The organism is Leptospira sanjuanensis, assembly GCF_022267325.1.
GTDB classification, from domain to species: Bacteria; Spirochaetota; Leptospiria; order Leptospirales; family Leptospiraceae; genus Leptospira; species Leptospira sanjuanensis.
This window is the reverse complement of the sequence record NZ_JAIZBG010000001.1, coordinates 551,056-572,550: the sequence shown is the minus strand read 5'-3', so window position 1 is coordinate 572,550 and position 21,495 is coordinate 551,056. Positions and strand designations below refer to the sequence as shown.

General features: G+C 44.9%; 17 protein-coding genes. 7 read left to right on the top strand and 10 right to left on the bottom strand.

Going from position 1 to position 21,495, the window contains the following annotated elements; genetic code table 11:
• The first annotated feature begins 50 nt into the window (after nt 1-50).
• The 3 genes from LFX25_RS02710 to LFX25_RS02700 all read left to right on the top strand — a co-directional run bounded on the left by LFX25_RS02710 (nt 51) and on the right by LFX25_RS02700 (nt 3,264).
• Nucleotides 51-794, top strand: coding sequence for a hypothetical protein (locus tag LFX25_RS02710; RefSeq protein ID WP_238728760.1), 744 nt, complete (start codon nt 51-53; stop codon nt 792-794).
• Between the two features lie 236 nt (nt 795-1,030).
• Entirely contained in the window at nt 1,031-1,951 is a 921-nt protein-coding gene (locus LFX25_RS02705; RefSeq protein ID WP_238728759.1) for a lipase family alpha/beta hydrolase, read from the top strand.
• A gap of 395 nt (nt 1,952-2,346) precedes the next feature.
• Nucleotides 2,347-3,264: a lipase family alpha/beta hydrolase gene (locus LFX25_RS02700; RefSeq protein ID WP_238728758.1), complete on the top strand. Its 918-nt coding sequence runs from the start codon at nt 2,347-2,349 to the stop codon at nt 3,262-3,264.
• Between the two features lie 145 nt (nt 3,265-3,409).
• Here the strand turns inward: LFX25_RS02700 and LFX25_RS02695 are convergent, their stop codons facing one another.
• The 8 genes from LFX25_RS02695 to LFX25_RS02660 all read right to left on the bottom strand — a co-directional run bounded on the left by LFX25_RS02695 (nt 3,410) and on the right by LFX25_RS02660 (nt 13,658).
• Entirely contained in the window at nt 3,410-6,532 is a 3,123-nt protein-coding gene (locus LFX25_RS02695; RefSeq protein ID WP_238728757.1) for an efflux RND transporter permease subunit, read from the bottom strand.
• Nucleotides 6,498-7,727 carry a TolC family protein gene (locus tag LFX25_RS02690; RefSeq protein WP_238731480.1) on the bottom strand — a complete coding sequence of 410 codons (1,230 nt, stop codon included), beginning with the start codon at nt 7,725-7,727 and terminating at the stop codon, nt 6,498-6,500. Before LFX25_RS02690 ends, LFX25_RS02695 begins: the two co-directional genes overlap by 35 nt.
• Before the next feature lie 219 nt (nt 7,728-7,946).
• Nucleotides 7,947-8,336 (bottom strand): hypothetical protein, encoded by a 390-nt coding sequence (locus LFX25_RS02685; RefSeq protein WP_238728756.1) that lies wholly within the window; start codon nt 8,334-8,336, stop codon nt 7,947-7,949.
• Between the two features lie 353 nt (nt 8,337-8,689).
• On the bottom strand, nt 8,690-10,915 hold the full coding sequence (locus tag LFX25_RS02680; RefSeq protein WP_238728755.1) for a SulP family inorganic anion transporter: 2,226 nt from the start codon (nt 10,913-10,915) through the stop codon (nt 8,690-8,692).
• Nucleotides 10,916-10,957: 42 nt separating this feature from the next.
• A complete protein-coding gene (locus LFX25_RS02675) occupies nt 10,958-11,296 on the bottom strand; it encodes a hypothetical protein (RefSeq protein ID WP_238728754.1) in 339 nt (112 codons plus the stop codon).
• Between the two features lie 241 nt (nt 11,297-11,537).
• Nucleotides 11,538-12,545, bottom strand: coding sequence for a hypothetical protein (locus LFX25_RS02670; protein ID WP_238728753.1), 1,008 nt, complete (start codon nt 12,543-12,545; stop codon nt 11,538-11,540).
• A 42-nt stretch (nt 12,546-12,587) separates the two neighbouring features.
• Nucleotides 12,588-13,232 (bottom strand): DedA family protein, encoded by a 645-nt coding sequence (locus LFX25_RS02665; protein WP_238728752.1) that lies wholly within the window; start codon nt 13,230-13,232, stop codon nt 12,588-12,590.
• A gap of 93 nt (nt 13,233-13,325) precedes the next feature.
• Nucleotides 13,326-13,658 carry a hypothetical protein gene (locus tag LFX25_RS02660; RefSeq protein ID WP_238728751.1) on the bottom strand — a complete coding sequence of 111 codons (333 nt, stop codon included), beginning with the start codon at nt 13,656-13,658 and terminating at the stop codon, nt 13,326-13,328.
• A 172-nt stretch (nt 13,659-13,830) separates the two neighbouring features.
• Between LFX25_RS02660 and LFX25_RS02655 the strand changes: the two genes are divergently transcribed.
• Both LFX25_RS02655 and LFX25_RS02650 read left to right on the top strand, forming a co-directional pair.
• Nucleotides 13,831-15,132, top strand: coding sequence for a UvrD-helicase domain-containing protein (locus LFX25_RS02655; protein WP_238728750.1), 1,302 nt, complete (start codon nt 13,831-13,833; stop codon nt 15,130-15,132).
• A 51-nt stretch (nt 15,133-15,183) separates the two neighbouring features.
• A complete protein-coding gene (locus LFX25_RS02650) occupies nt 15,184-15,723 on the top strand; it encodes a DUF1564 domain-containing protein (RefSeq protein WP_238728749.1) in 540 nt (179 codons plus the stop codon).
• A 3-nt stretch (nt 15,724-15,726) separates the two neighbouring features.
• On the opposite strand, the gene LFX25_RS02645 is transcribed toward LFX25_RS02650, so the two are convergent.
• The gene (locus tag LFX25_RS02645) at nt 15,727-17,286 is read right to left on the bottom strand and encodes an SDR family NAD(P)-dependent oxidoreductase (protein WP_238728748.1); all 1,560 of its coding nucleotides are present in this window, start codon (nt 17,284-17,286) and stop codon (nt 15,727-15,729) included.
• Nucleotides 17,287-17,809: 523 nt separating this feature from the next.
• Here LFX25_RS02645 and LFX25_RS02640 point away from each other — a divergent pair.
• On the top strand, nt 17,810-18,136 hold the full coding sequence (locus tag LFX25_RS02640; protein ID WP_238728747.1) for a hypothetical protein: 327 nt from the start codon (nt 17,810-17,812) through the stop codon (nt 18,134-18,136).
• A gap of 244 nt (nt 18,137-18,380) precedes the next feature.
• Entirely contained in the window at nt 18,381-19,532 is a 1,152-nt protein-coding gene (locus LFX25_RS02635; protein ID WP_238728746.1) for an adenylate/guanylate cyclase domain-containing protein, read from the top strand.
• A gap of 159 nt (nt 19,533-19,691) precedes the next feature.
• On the opposite strand, the gene LFX25_RS02630 is transcribed toward LFX25_RS02635, so the two are convergent.
• Nucleotides 19,692-21,368, bottom strand: a complete 1,677-nt coding sequence (locus LFX25_RS02630; RefSeq protein ID WP_238728745.1) for an acyl-CoA dehydrogenase family protein — start codon at nt 21,366-21,368, stop codon at nt 19,692-19,694.
• Nucleotides 21,369-21,495: the final 127 nt, after the last annotated feature.

The window sequence follows — 21,495 nt, the reverse complement described above, 5'->3', positions numbered from 1 at the left end:
TTTAAAAAACAATTTACCATCACAAATGAGTTTTCATAATGGATTCCACTATGAAAAAATTGACTTTATTAAAATTGATAGTTCCAGTAGTTTTTATTGCACAATGCGTTTCGAAGCCCACCATTCTACCAAAAGATAATAGTAGAATAGCGGCGATAGGCGTTTATGTGGAATTAGAAAACCAAGCTGAAAGTGCTATGATGAAATTTGCGGGAGGAAATCTTTTCAATCTTCCCCAAAAATCTACAAATTTCTATTTTGTTCGAAATTTCAATCCTAATAAACCATTAAGTGAACAAAACGCCGTTTTTCAAGCTGATTGGATCAACAGAGGCGTTGGTTATATTTTCAATCCTGAGCCGGGAACATACGCATTAGTAGGTTCTTTTACTTCAACCAAAGTATCGTCATCCGGAAGCTTGGGCGGCGGAGTCGGCTTTTCCAGTTCAGCGACAATGCCGTTTCCTACGGCACATCCGGAGACATTAATTAAACTTTCCGAAGTAGAAGTAAAACCTAATGTTTCCCAATTTTATAACATGGGCGCGTACCGAGTGATTGTTTCAAAAAACTTTAACAAAATCGATCCTATACAAAAGAAATATATGGAATTAATTACTCCCGGTTCTTCTTCTTGGAAACCAAGCGGAGGACTTTTAGAAATTCCGCCGTCGGTTTATGTAGGAGAGGCGCCAGCTCTCGGATTAGAAACCCAAAATAAATTAAAGATAAACTTGTTAGAAAGAGTAAGGAAAGATTTCGAAGAGACGCCTTGGTTCACGATATCTCCGTAACTCTATATCCATATCTAAATCTTTAGTTTTTCGTATGCGATAGCAAAACTGAAAAATTAAAGGAGATTGATGATTGATTGAATTCTAATTTTAAAATTACGAACGTTCGGAATATATAACGTTTTTCTAAAATAATTTACTTAGATCCCGCTTATATTCCGTTTTTTACTTGATTCATTCCCCACCCACGTTACGTTCCACTGCGTTTCGATTTGAAAATAAACAAGGTGAAGAAAATGAGAAAAGTGAATTTGAGAATTTTGTTAACGTTCGCGTTTTTAATAACGAACGTTATATATGCATCCGGTGGTGGATCTTCGAGCAAGCCCCTTTCCGGAACTTATCCTATCGTTCTTGCTCACGGAACCCTGGGCTGGGGAAACGGATCGACCATCACAGACTATTGGGGCGGCAATGCAGCGTATTTGAGAAATCAAGGCGCGACCGTTTTTACTCCAACCGTAACCTCTCTTGAATCCAGTTCCGCTCGCGCGACTCAGCTGAAAACACAGATCTTAGCGGGACTCGCAGCGAACAATTACACCGGTAAAATTCATATCATCGGCCATTCTCAGGGCGGATTGGATTCCCGTTACATGATTGCGAACCTCGGAATGGCGAGTAAAATCGCTTCGCTAACTACTCTGAATACTCCTCACCGCGGGAGTCCGATTGCGAACATCATGTATTCCGTGATTCCGAGCTGGGCATTGCCTTACGTTTCTACAATCGTCGGAACCGTTGTACAGGTCGTTTTAGGTCAATCCAACCAAAACGCTTCCAACGCTTTGAAAATGTTTACGACCGCAAATCTGACAACATTCAATGCGAACACTCCGAACAGTTCCGCGGTGAAATATTTCTCTTACGGTTCGACAATCACGATTCCCGATCTGATTCAACATCCTTTGATGGGATTGCTTCAACCAATCTGCGCGATCGGCGGCCCTTTCTACGGACTCAGCATCGCAAACGACGGAGTCGTTCCCGATTCTTCTCAAAGATGGGGAACTTGGAAAGGCGGACCTTCCATTCCTCTTTTAACGACCGGAATCGATCACCTGGAAGCTCCGAATACTTTGTATCTGGGCCAACTCTGGTATGATTCCAACGCCTACTTCTTAAAGATGGCGTCTAACGCAAAAGGCAATCAGTAAGCATTCGCATTCAAAGAGAACGTTCGATTCTTTCGGATAAGAAGAATTCTCGTTCTCTTTGAGAACCGTAGATCAATTCCTCTGATTTTTCCCGTTCCCGCGGTTTCATTACTGCGGGGCGATTCTTTTGCGCCTTCGAACACGACGTTCAGCCTCTTTTTCTCTCCGCAAAACACGGCCGCCCGTTCAAACATCCTCAAATTACGATCAAATATATTAAATTTAAAGAATATAATGCTTTAAGAATATTCAATTAACGCTTCATATAACGGACGTACGTTATGCGATAAAATGAAGCATTTTGCATGTCGCTTAACATTTTTTTCTTGAACGGCGTTCGCTCCTTTATATCCTTCGTTCTGCGGTTCCGGATGGATCGCATGAGGTAAATACAAATGAAAAGTGTGATGAGAATATTAAGTGTAGTGCTTGTCTTCTTTATGACGAGCGTATTGTCGGCGTCCGGCGGAGGAACGGGAAAGTCGCTCTCCGGAAGTTATCCGATCGTTTTAGCTCACGGCTTGTTCGGTTGGGGAAACGGTTCTACGGTAGTCGACTATTGGGGAGGAAACGCGGCGTATCTTCGCAATCAAGGAGCAACCGTCCTAACTCCTTCCGTTACTGCGTTGAATTCCAGCGCAAGCAGAGCTTCTCAATTGAAGACGGCAATCCTCGCGGCAATGGCTGCAAACAATTACACCGGTAAAGTGCATATCATCGGCCACTCGCAAGGCGGATTGGATGCGCGTTACATGGTTTCTAATCTTTCCATGAGCAGCAAGGTCGCAAGCGTAACGACTCTGAATACGCCGCACCAAGGAAGTCCGATCGCAAACATCGTTTTGACAGTGATCCCGAGCTGGGCGCTCCCTTACGTTTCCACGATTATCGAAACACTTGCGGGTGTGGTTTACGGAGATTCCAGCCAAAACGCAACCGCGGCGTTAAAGTTGCTCACAACGGACGGAGCGAAAACGTTCAACGCTTCCGCACCGAACGCTTCCGGAGTGAAGTATTTTTCTTACGGTTCGACAATCAGCGTTGCGGATCTGATTCAACATCCTGCTATGGGATTACTGCATCCAATCTGCGCGATCGGCGCTCCTTTCTACGGGATGAGCATCGCGAACGACGGCGTCGTTCCCGATTCTTCTCAAAGATGGGGTACTTGGAAGGGAGGTCCCTCTATCCCTCTTTTAACCACCGGAATCGACCACTTGGAAGCGACCAACGCTCTCTACTTGGGACAACTCTGGTATGACACGAACGCCTACTTCTTGAAAATGGCTAACAACGCCAAATCCAATCAGTAATTCGCTGAAAACTTCCCGAGATCGTTCCGATTTCGGGAAGTTTTTTAACGTTGTTCCGTTTCACTCCGCACATTCGCTTGAGGATTTTTCAAAAAGAAAAGAATCTCTTTCGTCTATATCTTCTATATCATAAAATCGGAATATTCTAATTTTCTGTTTTTCTCTCCATCCAATAATAGAACACGGGAAGAATGACAAGCGTAAGCATTGTGGAAGAAACGATTCCCCCGATGACGACCGTTGCCAACGGTTTCTGAACTTCCGAACCCAAGCCGCCACCGAACGCCATCGGAATAAACCCGAAAGAAGCGACAAGGGCAGTCATAATTACGGGACGGATTCTGCTCGTCGCACCTTCCAAAACCGCATCCCGCACGGAAAGATTCTTTTCCTCTCGAATTCGATGAATCGTATCCAACTTAACGAGTCCGTTTAACACGGCGATCCCGGACAACGCGATACATCCCACGAAAGCGGAAACGCTTAGATCCATTCCGCGCAAAAATAAAAACGAAATTCCTCCCGTCAAAGCGAACGGAACACAAAAGAAAACAAGAAGCGCCTGTCGAACCGATCTCAATCCGAGATACAACACGACAAAGATCATCAACAATGTGGAAGGAAGAATGACCGATAATTTTTCCTTCGCTTTCGCAAGATTCTCGATCTGACCTCCCCAAAAAACCGAATACCCCTGCGGTATGTTCATCGCGGAAATCTTATCCTTCGCTTCGGAATAAAATCCTTCCAAATCCCTTCCGCGAAGATTCACCGATACGGCGACGAATCGTCTGGATCGATTCCTGGAAATCGTCATGACCTTTTCCTTTTTATCGATCGAGGCGAGAAGTTTAATCGGAATCATCCCTCCGTCCAACGTGCCGACTCCGATATCGGAGATTTCCGATTCCCTATTTCTGAATTCCTCCGAAAGCCAGATTTTAATCGGAAACCGAACCTCCTCCTCGTAATATCCTCCGAGCTCGAACCCGCTCATCGAAGATTCGACCACGTTGTTAAACGAAGGAAGGGATATATTATAATATTTTAATTTAGAAGGGTCCGGAGTGATGTCGATCACCCGGGATTTCCGAAGGGCCATGATCGGATCGAGTTCCACCTCGGCGGCCCCGGAAATCTTATGAAGCGTTTCCTTCAAGTTTTCCTGCAATCCTAATAGAACGTTTAAGTCCTTTCCCAGAATCCGAACGCTGATGTCTGCCCTGCTTCCTTCCAGAAGCTCGTTGAATCTCGCTTCCAGCGGTTGACTGAGCGTCAATTCCGAACTCGGGAAACGATCCTGAACCTTTTTATGAATCCGATCCAAAAAAAGTTCCCAATTCTTTGCCTGAAGGAGATCGTCCAAGGATTTCTTTTTAAGAAGGATGAACGTATCCGCGTTGAAGGTTCCCATCGGATCGTTCGCCACGGAACTCGTTCCGATTCTCGAAAACACGCTTTGCACCTCGGGCATTTCCATGAGAAGTTTTTCGACTTCCTTCTGTTCCTTTAGACTCTCTTCTATGCTGATATCCCCTTCCCGCACTACGACGAGCATCAAATCGCCTTCCATCAATTTCGGAAGAAAGACCGTTCCCATTCTGAAGTAGATCAGCAAGGTTAGAAGAAAGAATACGACCGAACCGATCACGATCGGTTTCGGGTTGTTCAAAAGAATAGGAAGATAAGTTTCATACAACTCTACGATTCTGCTTTTTTTCGTCTCTCGATGTGCGCCTTGTCCTTTAGCGGAAGGTGAAATGAAAAAGAAAAGCATCGGAGGCAAAAAGAAAACCGCCAAAATCAAACTGAAACCCAAAGCGAGAAGGACGGTCTCCGCCATAGGACGAAACATCTTTCCCGGTATTCCGTCTAACGTTAAAATCGGAACGTATACAAGCATAATCACGACGACTCCGAACGAAACCGGTTTTAAAACCTCCAAAGAAGCGTTCAAAATCGTTTCGATCTTTTCCTCTCGATTGATAAACGAAGTCTTTTCGAAACGGGTCAAAACGTTTTCGGTGATCACGATCGAAGCGTCCACAAGAAGACCGAAATCGATCGCGCCCAAACTCATGAGGTTCGCGGAAATTCCGAAAACCTTCATAAAGATGGCTGTCAACAACATGGAACCGGGAATGATCATCGCAACGATTACGGAAGCTTTGATGTTGAACAAAATAAAGAACAAAGTAAGAACGACGAGAATCGCTCCTTCGGCGAGATTCTTGATCACAGTTCGGATCGTCGAGTGGATCAAAAAGGATCTTTCCAAAAGAACCCGAACCTGAACGTCTTCGGGAAGATTCAGACGCGAAACCGCCTGATTCAAATCCGCGTTCACCCGATAACTATTCTCGCCGCGGAGCATCATCGCAGTTCCGAGAACGATCTCCTTTCCTTCGGAGCTTGCTCCGCCTAATCGCTGTTTACCGTGCTCCTTCACTTCCGCAATGTCGCCTACGCGAATCGAAGATCCTGTCAGAGTTCTTTTAACCGTCACTTCGGACAACGAAGCCAAATTCTTTTTGATTCCGTAAGCGCGCACGATCGAAACCTTTCCGTCGTTTTCGATAAAACCGCCGCCGAAACTTTCTCCGATCGTGGATAATTCCCCGATCAACTGATCGATCGTAATTCCCCAGGATTTCATCTTGGAAGGATTCAAATCGATATGAATTTCCTTTTCGTATCCTCCGTTGGAATCGACTTCGACGATCCCCGGAACGAGCGCCTTCAACTGAGGACGAACCGTATAGTCCTGAACCGTTCTTAAATAAAGAAGAAGATCCTTTTCCGGAAGAGACGCGAGTTTGCTTCCCGGTTTTGCCTCGACCGTATAAAAGAAAATTTCTCCGAGACCGGTCGTGTTCGGGACGATCGTGGGAGAAATTCCGTTGGGAAGTTTTTCCTTGGCGCTCGCTAATCGCTCCAGCACCATGCTGCGCGCCTGATAGATATCCGTTCCTTCCTTAAAGATCAGAGATATATTAGAAAGTCCGAATTTAGATACGGAACGGACGTCGATTAGATTCGGCATTCCCATCAGTTCCGTTTCGAGAGGAAACGTGACGACCTTTTCGACTTGTTCCGGATCGAGAGAACCCGTTTTTACGGTGACGATCACCTGCACGTTCGTGATGTCCGGAACCGCGTCGATCGGGACCTCTTTCAAAGTGAAAAAGGAATAAACGAATAGGAAGAATACGATCCCCGCCGAAAGGATCGGATTACTTAAGCTGATATTCAAAAGTCTGGACAGCATGTTTAAAAGTTCCTATAATATCTTTTTCGTTCGTGATGTGGAGAAGATTTAGCAACGCCTCAAGATGGGAAATCTGCGCGTCTAAGATCGCGTGATGGGTTTCATGAAGCTGATTTTCCAATTCCAAATAGCTCATCATCAAAATTCTTCCCTTTTTAAACTCTACGTCCGCGTAATTCAGATCGCGCTCGATTTCGTCTAACTTAGAAAGATCGTAAAGCCTCAGATTGATCTTGGATTGTTCGTAATCGAGAAACGCCTGCTTGAACGCGGTCTTTACTAGATTCTCCTGATGTTGAAGAATTCCCTGTTTCGACTTTACGTTCGTTTCCGCGGCGGAAACCTTATTCTGAAACTGATCCCAAACAGGAATTCGAAATTTTAAACCGAAATCGTAAAACCGGTTCGCGACCCCCGACCGGTCTTCTCCGACTTGGCTGATGATCGAGTAATCGGGATATTTTTCCAAAGTAGCGAGATTCAGTTCCGTTTTTGCCTTTTCGATTTCTCCCTTGGCCGCCATCAAACTAAGATTTTGCGAAACGGCTTTGGTCTGCAATTGGTTGAAATCGAACTTGGCACCCTCCGAAAAAAACGGAATCCGCAACGAAGGGGAAGATTCCAACATCAGATACAAGTTCATCGCCTCGTACTGTTTATTCGCATCCAGTTCGAGATCGTTGAAATGTTTTCTCAACGCGAGAATTCTTCTTTGAATGATGAACAGATCCGTCTTCGCTTGAGGAGTGATGAACGGTCTCGCCCGAATATAACTTTCAAGAATCGAAAGTCTTCTCAGTCGTTCCTTAACGTGGTTTCGTTTTCCCGCCGAAACCAAATACCGATACGCGAATTTGACCGCGTTGAAACGGATGGAATTGGAAGCTTCGGCGAGTTGGATTTCCTTGATTCGAGAATCGTTATCGACCAAAAGCTGACGCAATTCCTTTCTTCCCGGAAAATAGATCGGCTGTTCGAATTGAAGCGCGTATTCCGCACCGCTTTCGTTGGCCGCGCTTCTTTGTCCGTAGTCGACCGTGACGGCCGGATTCTGCGTTTTTCCCTGTTGTTTGCGCTGATAAAACAAGGATTCCAAATCCGCGTTCAAAGACAAAAGCAACGGAGAATTCTTTTCAGCCAAACCGACGATTTTGGGAACATCCAGAGTTTCGTTCGATTCCGCATGCGAGGACATGAACGGTAAAAATAAAATTAAAAATACGGAATATATTATTTTTCGAATATTCTGTTGTGATCGGAATTGATCCGCGAATAAGAAAAGAATTCTCCCGAAAGCGGAATTCGAATCGTATCTCATAAATACCTCCTAAAAAATCGAAACGATCTCGGACTGCGGATAGAAAACGCAACGTAGTTTCCTATCATAGTCCGCAAATAAGCTAGGAGAATTGAATCAAATTAGAATGCGGACGGATCGAATCAAACGGATCGGCTGGGGATCGGTCGAAAGAATTTCGTTTGGAACGATCTCGGATTGCGGAAAAGAAAAGACAAACAAAAAGAATACGTTCGCCGAATACAAGTGAATCGGTAAATAAAATCGAATGAATTTGGAGAATTGAGAATCCGATTCCGAAATCGAGACGGAACCGATATCCCATTCGCAGTTTCTTTCCTCTTCGGAATCCGAATTTTTGTCCTGATGGCAAGGAGAAACGGATTCGGAATAAAGGGATGTATCTTCTAAACCGTTAAATCCGCAAGTCGGTCCGCAATCCAGAAGCAAGACAACGACGGACAGCATCGTAAGAAAAATTCCCGCTTTATAGATCCCGCTCCTCATATCTCCAGCTTAAAGCTACGATTAGCTTGTCAACGGAAAAAGAGAATTTCGTCCAGGAACGGATTTTCTTTTCCCGCATCTCCGCTTAAACTGAGAACGTTTCGCAGGATCGCTTTCAAATGAGAGTAAAAATTCGAATAAATATTCAAATTTTTGAATATTCCTATCTCTTAAGAAACTCGAAGGCGAAACGTTAAAAACGTTAAACGAACCGATGGGAATAAGTGGATGTAATATTGACGCATAAAAAGCGGCTTTAGATCAGGAAGCCGGAGCGGTTCTCCGGTTCCTGATATTGACAACTTACGATTTCCAAACCCATAACGATTCGGAACTCCATCATCGAAACGTTGTTATTTCGTTTCGAATTGATAACGGAAAATATCGTAATCCCGAAAATCCTTATCGATCTCTATGTGCAGATCGATAATCTTCCCTTCTTTGATATCATAAACCCAACCGTGAAGTTGAAGGTCGTTGCCCTGCGCCCATGCGTTCTGGACGATGGTCGTCATACAAAGATTGTAAACCTGTTCCCGCACGTTGAGTTCGACGAGACGTTCGTGTTTTTCGCTCTCATCCAAAATCCCAATGAGTTCCTTTTTATGGATTCGATACACCTGCTTAATGTGCCTCAACCATGCGTCGATCAGACCGTGATACTTTCCGTCGATCGCAGCCTTTACTCCTCCGCATCCGTAATGTCCGCAAACTACGATATGTTTCACCTTTAAAACCTCGACCGAATACTGAAGCACGGACATCAGGTTCATATCGGTATCGATCACTAAATTCGCGATGTTTCTGTGGACGAAAAGTTCCCCCGCGCTCGTACCGGTCATTTCGTTAACGGAAATTCTGCTATCCGAACAGGAAATCAGAAGGTATTGAGGCGCTTGACCCAATGCAAGATTCTTAAAGTAATCGGGATCTTTGGCAAGCTTCTCCTCGACCCAAATCCGATTGTTATCGAAGAGCCTTTGATAATCCTGTTGAGCGACGACATCCAGAGGTTTGTTTTTGATCTTCTGATAAGGAGTCGTTACGTCTATGATTTCCAGCCGGATATTACGCGACTTCGCGACGATCTTAAAGTCTTCGATGATCTCCAAAACGTCGGGATCGATGTATTTGGACTTGGAACCGTCGATAATCAAACGCGAGTTATTCGGAACTTTTTCGAGTTTATACAACATACTCGACTTATTCAGAAACGAGACGTCCTCGGAAAGATCGATCCTTGCTTCCACTCCGAAAGCCATATCCTTCTTGTTGAATACGTAAGGATTGAGAACGTTTCTTCTCATAATAAAGAAGATGGAAAACAGCGCGCCGATTCCGATTCCGATCAGAATGTCCGTAAAAACGATTCCCAACAAAGTCGCCATAAAAGGAACGAACTGATCCATCCCTTTTTTGTACTGCGATTTGAGAATGCTGTAATCGGTGAGTTTATAACCAACAACGAGAAGGACGGCCGCCAAAGCAGACAGAGGGATTTTCGCGATCCAGCTCGGAATCACAACGAGCGAAAAAAGAAGCAGAATACCGTGCAGAAATGCGGAGAGTCTCGTTTTAGCACCCGCTTGTAAATTCGCCGAACTTCGAATGATGACGGAAGTAATCGGCAATCCTCCTACGATTCCGGAAATTAAGTTCCCGGCCCCTTGTGCAACCAGTTCGCGGTTTTTGGAAACGATTCTTCTTTCCGGATCCGATTTTTCTACCGCCTCCAAATTCAAAAGTGTTTCCAAACTGGCCACGATACAAATCTTCACACCGATGATATAAACCGCCTGATTCTTCCATTGGGAAATGTTCGGAAAAAGATCGTCCTGGAAAAGATCCCAGACGTTGTCCAAACGAATCGGTTGTAGCAAATGATCCTGACCGACGGCGATGCCGAATCCGAACGAGCGAAAGACTTCGTTTAATAAAACGCTCACTACGATCGCAACCAAGGATCCGTGAATTAGAAATCTTTTCTGAAGCTTCATCTTTTCCCAAAGTAAAATCAAAGAAATCGAAACTGCAAACAGAACCACGGCTCCCGGCGTAAACCGGGTAAAGGCGGTCAAAATTTCCGAAAACGTATTTTCGTGATCTTTCTGAAAAAATCCCATATCGCCTACGTAATCCATGTCGTAACCGATCGCGTGGGGAATCTGTTTTAAGATCAGAACCGCGCCGATCGCCGCCAACAATCCCTTGATCACGGAGGACGGAAAAAAATTACTGAGAATTCCCGCTTTCAAAAAACCTAATAGGATTTGAAAGACTCCCGCGATGCAGAGAGCCAAAAGAAAGTCGTTAAAATTTCCGAGCGTTTGGATCGAATCGTAAACGATGACCGTCAATCCGGCGGCGGGGCCGCTGACCGATAAAGGCGACTTGCTGATCATGGAAACGACAACCCCTCCGACGATACCTCCGATCAAGCCGGAGATGATCGGAGCGCCCGATGCGAAGGCGATTCCGATACAAAGAGGGAGCGCGATTAAAAAGACGACCAAACCCGAAGATAGATCGTGTTTCAAGTCGTCCCAGGAAACACGGGGTAATGATTGTAGAATATTCATAAAAACTCCTGTTCGGGCAAAGCCCGAAAATTTCGAAAACAATCAGATCGAAAGCAGGAGTTTTTCCGGGGGTGGGTTTTCTATTTCGGTGAAGTGTTGAACCGGAACGAGATTTGCCGGATCGATGTAACGAGCCGATTCCAAATCATAATGAAGTGCGAAAGAATTCTCTTGCGAAGCAAGATCCTCCAGTTTGAGTTCGGCCGCTTTTTCCTTTTCCGCCTCCGCTTCGGAGGCTTCCGAGGATTCCGTCGCGGCCGCAGCCGGTGAGGCGTTTCTACCGGAATCCATCGGTCGAATCAGCGCAATTACGGTATAAAGAATCAAAACGGAGCTCAGGAGCGCGAGAATTCTATGATTCAGGTTGAATAGAAGGTTCATGTTTTTCAATTAGAACGCCGAATCGAAGACTCCATAAAAAGAATCGACGAAATCGAATCGTCCGATTGGAAGTGAAATGATTTTCCTCTCAGGGTGCAAACCAATTCTCGTCAAAATTATTTTTAATCTTTTTTCTTAGACGGGTTTCCGGGTCAAATCCGCCCTTTTTTTGAGTAAGATTTTCCTTTTTGAAAACCGATTCCCGTAGTTCGGCGGTATCGATCATTCAATAAAGCCGGTTCTAAAATCGAACCTGATACGGGTCCAAATAAGCGTGATCGTTTCTCCAAGGTCGCATTCCGTGAAACTCAACGCCCGCGGCCTGCTCCGCTTTTAAAGTGATTTCTTTCCCGCGATGTCGGATAACGCACTTTACGGTTCCGATATCGCTTTGTTCGATATATCTCGGGCTTCCGTCCGGATCGCGGTAGATGTAACCCGCGATTTGTTCTCGGTCCATTTCCCCTTCCACAAAAATTTCATAATCATCGAGACGGGTTTTGAAAGTCACTTTAGGATATTCCACTTTTGTGGCGCTTCTTAAAGAACGGAAAATGGAATGTTGATGGATCGGAATTCCCGCTTTTAAGAGCGTAACGAAGGTCAAGGCTGGCGCGAAGGGTTGCGGGCGAACCGTTACGATTTCCAAGGACCAATTGTCCGGATCGTTGTCGAATTTCGGAACAAAAGCCCAATACAACTGAGCGACCCGATTGGTTCCCCAGATATGATTGAAATGTCCATTCGCATTTTGGAATGTGAATTTTTGATTCGCGAGCTGAATCCACCCCGCAACTTCGGTAAACGGAGAAGATACGATACTTCTCGTTTTCGGAATCGGGGTTTTTTCGAGCCAAGGTGGGAGATGGCAAGCGGGTTCTTGTTTATGACGAAACTCCAGATCCCAGGATAAATTCTCCCCTTGCTGCGTTTGAATTTTACCCCGCATGTGATCGGGGCCGACCGACGCGTCCGGAAAATCGATCGCATCGTCGGAGATCGTTACGGTTTCATACGGAAAGGATTGGACCGTGGTTCGATGATTTTTAGGATTTTTTCGATCGAACAAAGATGCCCAAAGTGCTCCGGATGGAAATAAATCCCGATTGCTTCTGGGATTGAGAGTGGAATATCGGACCCAAAACGCCTGATGAGTTTCAGGAATCAAAATGGCCGCGAACCAGATCTCGAATCTGGGTTTTACAAAGCTCGCCGAAAATTTCGAAATAAAACTTTCTCTTAAGTTCATCGTTTAGCAACAACCCGGGCGAGCTTTTTTGTTCGGAAAAGATTAAACTCTACCCTTTCTTCTTTCCTTCCAGTATTCGATTACCGCAGGCATGACAGAAATAATAATAATTGCGAATATTACAATTTTAAAATTTCTTTTTACGAATTCTAAGTTCCCGAAATAATACCCGCCGAGGATAAAGATCGAGATCCAAACGATTCCGCCGATCACATTATATGCAATAAACTTAACATATGTCATGGTTCCGATTCCCGCGACGAAAGGGGCGAACGTACGGATAATCGGAATAAATCGAGCGATGATGATCGTTTTACCGCCGTAAATTTCGTAAAATCGATGGGCTTTTTGGAGATGTTCCTTTTTGATCAAAGGTATTTTCTCTTTTTCTAATATCTTTTCTCCGGTAAAGTTCCCTACCGAATAATTGACCGTATCGCCTAAAATCGCTGCGATGATAAGAAGGACGAGCGTACTCCCCAAATCTAGGGAACCTCTCGCAATAAACGCGCCGACCGCAAAAAGAAGGGAATCTCCGGGAAGGAACGGCGTAACGACCAAACCGGTTTCCGCAAAGATAATCAAAAATAGAATGACGTAAGTGCCGTTTTGATACGTTTGAATGATCGTATCCAAGTGCGCTTCCAGGTTTAAAAAGAAATCGAGAAAAAACTTAAGGGTTTCCAAGGTACCTCCCCTGCTCGAAAGAGCGAGGTTCTATCGTAAATTCATTTTAGGATAGAATTTACCGAGGATCGGGTAAGTCAAACGCGTAAAACGCTAAAAAAGGAAGCGCTCTTTTCCAGGATTAAAACGGAAGATTTTCGTGGGATAATTCAATCGGATCGAATCGGAAGAAAGGCCTTTTCGATCGGGTTTGATCCTTGCGTCAAACTCGACTTCGTTTCCCGGTTTCAGATCCATGGATCGGAATTTTCGGGAAAGATAGAAGAGTTGTGCCTGAATCACCGGTCTTCCGGAAATCAAAAGACAAATGTCCTGCAGAAGAATTCTCGACAACTCCGGATTTTTATGAGGAAGCACGGACCCAACCGTTGCGCGGAATCGGGTTCTTTTTCGCGGTAAAATGGGAACGGGGCTTTGCGTCATCATTCGATCTTCAAACCTGTGAGAAGTCACTTCCCGATCGAAATCGGAAGGACCGATTCAATCCTCCGGTTTCTTTTCGAAAAAGTACAGCCTTTTTCCCGAACCTATCAAAAAATCCGAATATTCTCCCTTGTTTTTCGCTTTCAAGAACCGGTTTCGGCAACGGAGCAAACCAATGGAAAAGAAGGTTCTATATAGTGAAGCCCAAAAAGCGGTCATCGAAGATGATACAAGATTCGTTCAAGTCGTGGCCGCGGCCGGTTCCGGTAAAACGAGCACGATGGTCGGAATCATCGAACGAATTTTAGTTGAAAACTTATTTCCTGAAGAATCCGTTCTGGTCTTGACGTTTTCCAGAAAAGCCGCAGGAGAAATTTCGGAACGAATCTTACGAGCCACCGCAAAAGATTCGATTCGAGTGCAGACGTTTCACGCCTATTGTTTGTATGCGCTCAGCCGCTGGCATCCTAAGTTTAAAGTTCAAAAACCGAAAATCCTTCCGCCGGAGGATAAGATCGTCTTTTATCGTGAATATCTGAAATCGAAGCGAGAAGAAGTCGGCGGAATTCCTTACGAGCTTTTTTGGGCGGAGAATGTTCCTTATATTCGGGAATATTTTCCGGAATTGAAAAAGGATCTCGAGTTCGCTTATCAAAATTACAAACTGGAAAACGCTTTTTTGGACTTTGAGGATTTGGTGAGAATGTTTTTGGACGGTCTGAAAAACGAAGAGGTTTGGACGCTCGAACCGAAACGAACGCTTCGAAAAATCATCGTAGACGAGTTTCAAGATACGGATTCGGAACAACTCGAGTTCTTAAAACTCCTTTCTCAAAGCGCTTCGATTACGGTCGTCGGAGACGATTCTCAAAGCATATACGGATTTAGAGGTTGTTCTCCATTCGCTTTTTTGAATTTTCAAAAACTCTTTCAGCCTTGTAGGATTCATTTCTTGAACGTAAACTACCGATCTCTTCCCGAAATCATTCGTGCTTCCGCGATTCCCATCGGGAAAAACCGCGAAAAAATCGAAAAGGAAGTTCTTCCGGCGCGCGCAGGAAAGGGACTCGCGGGAAAAATTCCGATCGAAGAAGTTTCGGACTTGATTCCATTTTTGATTCGATCGCTCGAACCGGCAGAGAACGACGTTCAAATTCTCTGTCGATCAAACTTTAGAATTGCTGAATATGTTCGAGCCGGAGTTCCCGAAGATTTCCTGATGACGATACACGCGAGCAAGGGTTTGGAATTCCACACCGTGTTCGTGGACGTGGCCGACGGCTGGAACGCAAAACCGGATTCTCCCTTGGAATTGCTCGAAGAGGAAAGAAGAATTTTGTACGTCGGTTTATCGCGAGCGGAGAATCGTCTGTTGATCTTGGGCCCCGCAAAAAAAACGAGAAGGGAAACGATCGAAAACGAATTTTTCGATTATTTTAGAAAACTGAAAATAATAGAACCTGAGGATTTAATTTAAAAAAATCCGATAATCGAGGCTCCTTATACGATTTTGAAAACCGTTATCGATATGGGATGCTTATCATTAAATTCTGATTATGAAATCAATTCGAGACTTCAGGAGAATTTTTCCGAAACCGTCACTCTCTTAATTCCGGAAGAAACCTGGATTCGTTTTTCCGAAAAAGAAGCGAAGGCTCTTCCTAAAAAGATTCCTTACCTTTTAAGGACCTACGGCAAATATCTTTCCGCGACAAAAAGAATCGGAAAAAAGGCGGGGCGAACTTTGTATCAAGTAAGTTCCGGTAACTCGAAAATGAGACGAGTGAATGTGCGTCTTAGCACCGGAAGCTGGACGTTTTTAGGAACTTTGGCTCAAGCTCACGGAGTATCTCGCTGTTTTCTTTTTAATTATCTTCTTTGGTTGGAGACCGTGGGGATCGGAAATTCTATCGTATATACGATGAATGATGGAGTTCCCACATTCCACAGATGTTACAGTTATATTCTCCACTTAGACTTATCCGACAATCGAGTAATCCGAAGATTACGATGCGAACCGGAATCGGACTTTTACGCATTCAATTACGAAGAACGGTACAAAACCTAGCGTTTACCAATCGATCGGAAAGTAATCCTTTAAAAACTTACCACACCAGTGTTTGCCGGTTAAAATTCCGTCAAAGAACGGATCGCAAACACGCGCAGCCCCGTCTACGATATCCAGAGGCGGTTGAAAGTCGTGTAAATCCTGTTTTCTTTGGGACAATTCGATCGGGTCCTCATCGGTGACCCAACCGGTATCCACGGCATTCATATAGATTCCGTCTTTCGCAAAATCGCTCGCAGACGTGTGAGTGAGCATATTCAACGCGGCTTTTGCCATGTTGGTATGAGGATGCCTGTCCTCTTTTTTAAACCGATGAAACTTTCCTTCCATAGCGGAGACGTTCACGATATGTTTTTGTCCCGTGTTTTCTCTTCGCATAATCGAGACGAGGCGATTGCAAAGTACGAAGGGAGCGACCGCGTTGACGAGTTGAACTTCAAGCATCTCGGAAGTTTGAATTTCTCCGAGCTTCAATCTCCAACTGTTCGTCTTTCTCAGATCGACCTGCTGTAAATCGGCGTCGAGTTGCCCTTCCGGGAAAACCGTCTCCAATTCGAAAGAATTATCGTGAGAATACGGAATCTGAGAAAGCTGCGCCGAAGATCGAATACCGACCCCGGGAATTTTTCCGTTCCAGCTTACGGGAAGAGCCGCTTCGTTTGCGAGATTTTCTCCGCCGAAAGAAGTCAAACGTTCCTTACAATCCCGATGCAACTTCAAAAGCTGAGAGGCTTCTTTCGGTATATCATTGTATTCTAATAATTCGGATTGAATCATGTGGGAATAAAAACCGGGAGGTCTGCGAACGGTTTGCGCCGCGTTATTGATTAGAATGTCCAGACGATCCACGGTTTGTTCGATATAACTTGCGAACAATTCCACACTCGGAGTATGTCTCAGATCCAATCCGAAAATTTGAAGACGATCGGACCAATGGGAAAAATCCTCCTCTTTGGAAAATCGTAGGGCCGCATCCACGGGAAAACGGGTCGTAGCGATTACGGTCGCACCCGCGCGAAGCAGCATCAACGTAGCTTGATAACCGATTTTCAGTCTTGCACCCGTAATCAAAGCGACTTGTCCGTACAAGGAAGCGGTCTGATATCTTTTTTTATAGTTCAAATCCCCGCATTCGACGCACATCGCATCGTAAAAGAAATGAAGACGGGTATATTCTTTTTTACAAATATAACAATTTCGTGGTGAAGCTAACTCGGGCGCGCTTTCGCTTTTCCATATATCGGTTTGATCCGCGATTTGCAAAGGGGCTTTGAATACGGTCGCGGTCCGCGCCAAACGGATTCCGGTCAATGCACGCGCTTTCTTTTCCGAAGCGACGACTTCTTTTCTTCTGCTATGTTTGATCGTTTTATTGCGAATTCGGATTTCGTTCCGATCCGGACGGGAAATTTTACCGGCGACGATCATCAACGCGATGCGTTCTTTTTCGGGAATCGACGTCAACAATTCCGGTTTTTCGGTCAATGATTCGAGAAAGCGAATGCATTCCTGAATCTCATCGATGGATGGTTTATCTTTGCCGTTTTGCTTAGAATCGTTCATGGACCGTTGCCCGCATCATTAGGAAGAATCGTACAAAGCGCTTCTTCCCTTCATTCCACTATACCGAAAAAAAGAGTCGATTGAGCAACTCAATTTCCCATGCAAATTCGCTTCTTTTGGAACATTAAGGAATCGAATCCTTCCAATGGACGCTTTGAAAATATACGCGGGAGCCGGATCGCTTATGAAAACGAAAATTCCCATTCTTTGCTTATTTTTTTAAGCGGAAATGCGACATACGCAAAGAATAGCCACAGCGTTCGTATGTTTCAAGGAAAGAAGTTATACGGAAGAATACGAATTGTAGCGAACTTCCCCGATATCAAAGTTTAATTGAATCGTTTTGAGACACTCCGTAAAAATCAAATGTGTAACTTCTTATCCGGGACTAAAATCGATCCTTTTTCGTTCGTACGAACAATCCCGATAACTAGTCGTTCATTACCATTTTATCGCCGTTGGTTAAAAATTAGTTTCCAAAAACAAATTTTAGGACTTATATTCATAGCAATAGGAGAATCGAATGACAAGAAAATTATTGTTAGTGATTTTTTCAATCTGCTTGGCGATAGCGGCGGGGACTGCGTATGCAGGTAACGTTCAATCCGGTTGTACGTTCAACGGAAAGAAATTGTACGGAAAGATTCAGATCGTAACGAGTTTTCCGGACGTAAAAGTGCAGGAAGTGACTTCCTTTCCGGACTTAAAGGTGCAGAAGGTAACTTCTTTCCCCGACTCCTGCGGTAAATGGGAGATCGTAAATTCCTTTCCTGATACGAAAGTTCAATTCGTAACAAGTTTCCCGGACATTAAGATCCAATACGTGACAAGCTTTCCGGGAGAAAATTAAGTCGATCGTTTGGAAAACTGAGCTTCGATTTACAAGAAACCTTTTTTTGTAAGTCGAAATTCAAACGATCCGATTAAAACGAAATTCCCCTAAAGCCCTTTCTCTCCTCATCAAAACTCTCTAAGATTTTCTAAAATTGTGCTTGAGATTGAAGTCGTTTTTCATTCCATGTTTGAATGATTTTCGAACCATCAAATCGAAACATCGGTCTATATTCCGCATGGAAATACAAGAAGAGATTGGAATGAAAGATATTCTGAATTGGCTGTCCAGTCCGTCGTCGAGGGAATTGGAATCCAAAGAACTTATAGAGACTTTAAATCAAAAAATTATAGAAGCGGGGATTCCGGTCTGGAGATTTTTCACAAGCATACCCACGATGCATCCGGAAGTAATGGTTCGTTCTTTGATCTGGACCAGAGGAGAAGAAACGCAAGTCGTATTGATTCCTCACGACGGCCTTCAACAGCAACAATACAAAGATAGCCCGATCTTTCTGATCCGCGAAGGCGCGCGAGATTTTATCCGTTGCAAGTTGGTCGGCCCGGACGCGGATCTTTCTTACCCGATTTGCGTCGACTTACGGGAAAAAGGCGGAACCGATTATTGCATCTTCGTTTCCGTATTCGGCACCAATATACGGAGTGCCATCTCTTGGACAACGGACGCGCCCGGAGGATTTACGGACGAACAGATCGAATCGCTGAATTCGATTCGAAGCGTTCTTTCTCTGCGTTTAGATTTGGAATCGAGAAAGTTCGCGGTCAACGAATTGCTCGAAGTCTATCTCGGACCGAACGCATCCAAACGCGTCCTTTCGGGAGAATTCATGAGAGGAACGGGAGAAACGATTTACGCGGCGATTCTTTGCGCCGACTTGAGAGACTTTTCCTCTTTGAGTGAAAATAATTCTCCGAAACGAATCGTGGAAGTCCTGGATCATTATTTCGAACTTACCGCACAACCGATCCAGGAAGAAAAAGGCGAAATTCTAAAATTTATCGGAGACGCGATCCTCGCCGTTTTTCCCGCCGAAGAAAATGATCCGCATAAGGCATGTTTGGCGGCCTTGAGCGCGGCTCGAAAAATCCAGAATTCAGTAACACAGTGGAACTTGGAACGCCCCGAAACTCAGATTCATCTGGGTATGGCCTTGAATGTAGGAGACGTGGTTTACGGAAACGTAGGCGCCAAGGACAGACTAGACTTTACCGTAATCGGAAACGCAGTCAATCAAGCGTTTCGTGTGGAATCTCTTTGCAAGGATTTCGAAAAGAGCATTCTTACCACCGAAGAATTCGCGAACAAAGCGGGTACGCAAAACTTCGAGTTCGTCGGCGCGAGAAAATTGAAAGGAATCACCGGAGAACGAAATATTTATTCGCCCAAAAACTGACCGCGACTGAATCGATTCTTCCTTTTACAATAAAAAAGGCGGAACGAACCCGCCTTCCGATCAAAAACTACATTCAAAAAAGAGAATGCAGTTTTCAATCGCCCGAACTCCGATGATTTCGAAAAATCAAACGGAGTTTTTAGATTCTAATTTTGAAGATCAACCTGCCGCGTATTGATCCATGAGAGATTTCGCAATCACTCGCAGAGCCATTACTTCTTCGGCTCCTTCAAAGATGGAGAATACGCGAGCATCCACGAAATAACGGGAAACGGCATATTCTTCCGCGTATCCCATACCGCCGTGGATCTGCATCGCTTCGCGAGTGACCCACTCCGCAACTTTAGAAGCGTAGAACTTAATCAGAGTCGCTTCCATCTGTCCTTTATGGTCGTCCAAAAGATTCGCAACGTGGTTCGCAAACTGACGAGAAGCTTGGAGGATCACCGCCATTCTCGCGATCTTATACTTGGTTAAGTTGTATTCGTAGATCGGTTTTTGGAACACAGCTCTTTCTTGAGCGTAACGAAGAGCCGCTTCGAGAGCCGCCTGCATCACACCGTGAGCGCGCGCTGCGGTCTGGATTCTTCCGCCCGCAAACCCTTCCATCTGGAAGTAGAAACCCTTTCCTCTGCCTTCTTCTCCGCCTAACAGGTTCTCTGCGGGAACAAAGTAATTGTCGAAGGAAACTTCGAAAGAGTGCATACCGCGATAACCGATGGTTCCGATCGCTTTTCCTTCGATCTTTCCGCCTTCGGGTTGTGTGTAAGTAAACTCGTGACCGGTAAAGGAAGGCTTCTCAGCGAGAAGAATGGAAAGTCCTTTGTGTTTTAAAGATGGATCTGATTCCGTTCTGCAAAGAATCAAAAGAAGGTTCGCATAACCCGCGAATGTACACCAGGTTTTTACTCCGTTGATTACCCAACCGCCGTTCACAGGTTTTGCGGTAACGGAAACTCCGGCAACATCGGAACCGTAATTCGGCTCGGTCACCATGATCCCCGCCATTTTTTCTCCGGAAGCGAGAAGAGGAAGCCATTTGTCTTTCTGAGCTTGCGTTCCTCCTTTGAGAAGAGCCTTAGACATGATCTCCGGTCTTGTAATCAAAGAACCCGCGATTCCCAAACCGCCTCTGGAAAGTTCTTCGGTAACCACGAGCATGGAAAGATTGTCCGGTTTGTCGTTCGGTTGAATTCCGCCGTAAGACTCGGGAATACAAAGACCGAAACAGCCCATGTCTTTGAGTCCGCCGATGATGTCTTCGGGAATGATATCGTCGTGTCTATGAACGTGTTCCGCATGAGGCATCACCACGTCTTCCGCAAATTTTTTGAAAGTCTCGCGGAACATTTCGTGATCGTCGTCCAGACCGTAAGCGCCGAAGTGACCTTTTGCTACGATCTTATCGGCGATCTCGTTGTAGTTTTGGATCGCCATCGCGTTTTCCAAGAATTGATTGATTTCGTCGTTGTAGATTTTGGAAACGAGATCCGAAGCTTTGATTCCGTATTCGGAAGGACGGGAACTGATTTCGGAACGAACGTGGTTCACGGTTTCAGCCGCAAACACGACCGCCATTTCTTGTTCAAGATCGCCGGTTCCGCGGGAAGAGTCCCACGCGTATTCAACGAACTTCTCTGCGATTTTTTGTTCGGAAGTAAGCCAAGCGATTTGGTATTGAACGAGTTGGTTTTCGTCCATCTTGTCCACGGAAACTTTTCCGTTTACGCTGCAGCGTTTTGCAAGGGCTTTTGTAACTTCTTCAATCACTCCCGCAGAAACGGAAAGTGCTTTTTTCGCGGTTGCTTGATCAACGGCGGTCTTGGTTGCGCTCATGGGTTTTTAATCCTGATGTAAAAAATTCGAATCTTAAACCTACAAAATCACGACTTCTCCCCCTGTCATTTGCTTTTTGAGGGGCATTCTCAGAGAAGAATGGTATCGGAAGCGGTATCGGAAAACG

What these genes read in the sequence shown, in the direction of transcription:
- LFX25_RS02705 (WP_238728759.1), top strand. Translation starts at nt 1,031, where the DNA reads ATGAGAAAAGTGAATTTGAGAATTTTGTTAACGTTCGCGTTTTTAATA.
- LFX25_RS02685 (WP_238728756.1), bottom strand. Translation starts at nt 8,336, where the DNA reads ATGAGGAGCGGGATCTATAAAGCGGGAATTTTTCTTACGATGCTGTCC.
- LFX25_RS02670 (WP_238728753.1), bottom strand. Translation starts at nt 12,545, where the DNA reads ATGAACTTAAGAGAAAGTTTTATTTCGAAATTTTCGGCGAGCTTTGTA.
- LFX25_RS02655 (WP_238728750.1), top strand. Translation starts at nt 13,831, where the DNA reads ATGGAAAAGAAGGTTCTATATAGTGAAGCCCAAAAAGCGGTCATCGAA.
- LFX25_RS02640 (WP_238728747.1), top strand. Translation starts at nt 17,810, where the DNA reads ATGACAAGAAAATTATTGTTAGTGATTTTTTCAATCTGCTTGGCGATA.
- LFX25_RS02650 (WP_238728749.1), top strand. Translation starts at nt 15,184, where the DNA reads ATGGGATGCTTATCATTAAATTCTGATTATGAAATCAATTCGAGACTT.
- LFX25_RS02645 (WP_238728748.1), bottom strand. Translation starts at nt 17,286, where the DNA reads ATGAACGATTCTAAGCAAAACGGCAAAGATAAACCATCCATCGATGAG.
- LFX25_RS02675 (WP_238728754.1), bottom strand. Translation starts at nt 11,296, where the DNA reads ATGAACCTTCTATTCAACCTGAATCATAGAATTCTCGCGCTCCTGAGC.
- LFX25_RS02695 (WP_238728757.1), bottom strand. Translation starts at nt 6,532, where the DNA reads ATGCTGTCCAGACTTTTGAATATCAGCTTAAGTAATCCGATCCTTTCG.
- LFX25_RS02660 (WP_238728751.1), bottom strand. Translation starts at nt 13,658, where the DNA reads ATGATGACGCAAAGCCCCGTTCCCATTTTACCGCGAAAAAGAACCCGA.
- LFX25_RS02700 (WP_238728758.1), top strand. Translation starts at nt 2,347, where the DNA reads ATGAAAAGTGTGATGAGAATATTAAGTGTAGTGCTTGTCTTCTTTATG.
- LFX25_RS02630 (WP_238728745.1), bottom strand. Translation starts at nt 21,368, where the DNA reads ATGAGCGCAACCAAGACCGCCGTTGATCAAGCAACCGCGAAAAAAGCA.
- LFX25_RS02690 (WP_238731480.1), bottom strand. Translation starts at nt 7,727, where the DNA reads ATGTCCTCGCATGCGGAATCGAACGAAACTCTGGATGTTCCCAAAATC.
- LFX25_RS02635 (WP_238728746.1), top strand. Translation starts at nt 18,381, where the DNA reads ATGAAAGATATTCTGAATTGGCTGTCCAGTCCGTCGTCGAGGGAATTG.
- LFX25_RS02680 (WP_238728755.1), bottom strand. Translation starts at nt 10,915, where the DNA reads ATGAATATTCTACAATCATTACCCCGTGTTTCCTGGGACGACTTGAAA.
- LFX25_RS02710 (WP_238728760.1), top strand. Translation starts at nt 51, where the DNA reads ATGAAAAAATTGACTTTATTAAAATTGATAGTTCCAGTAGTTTTTATT.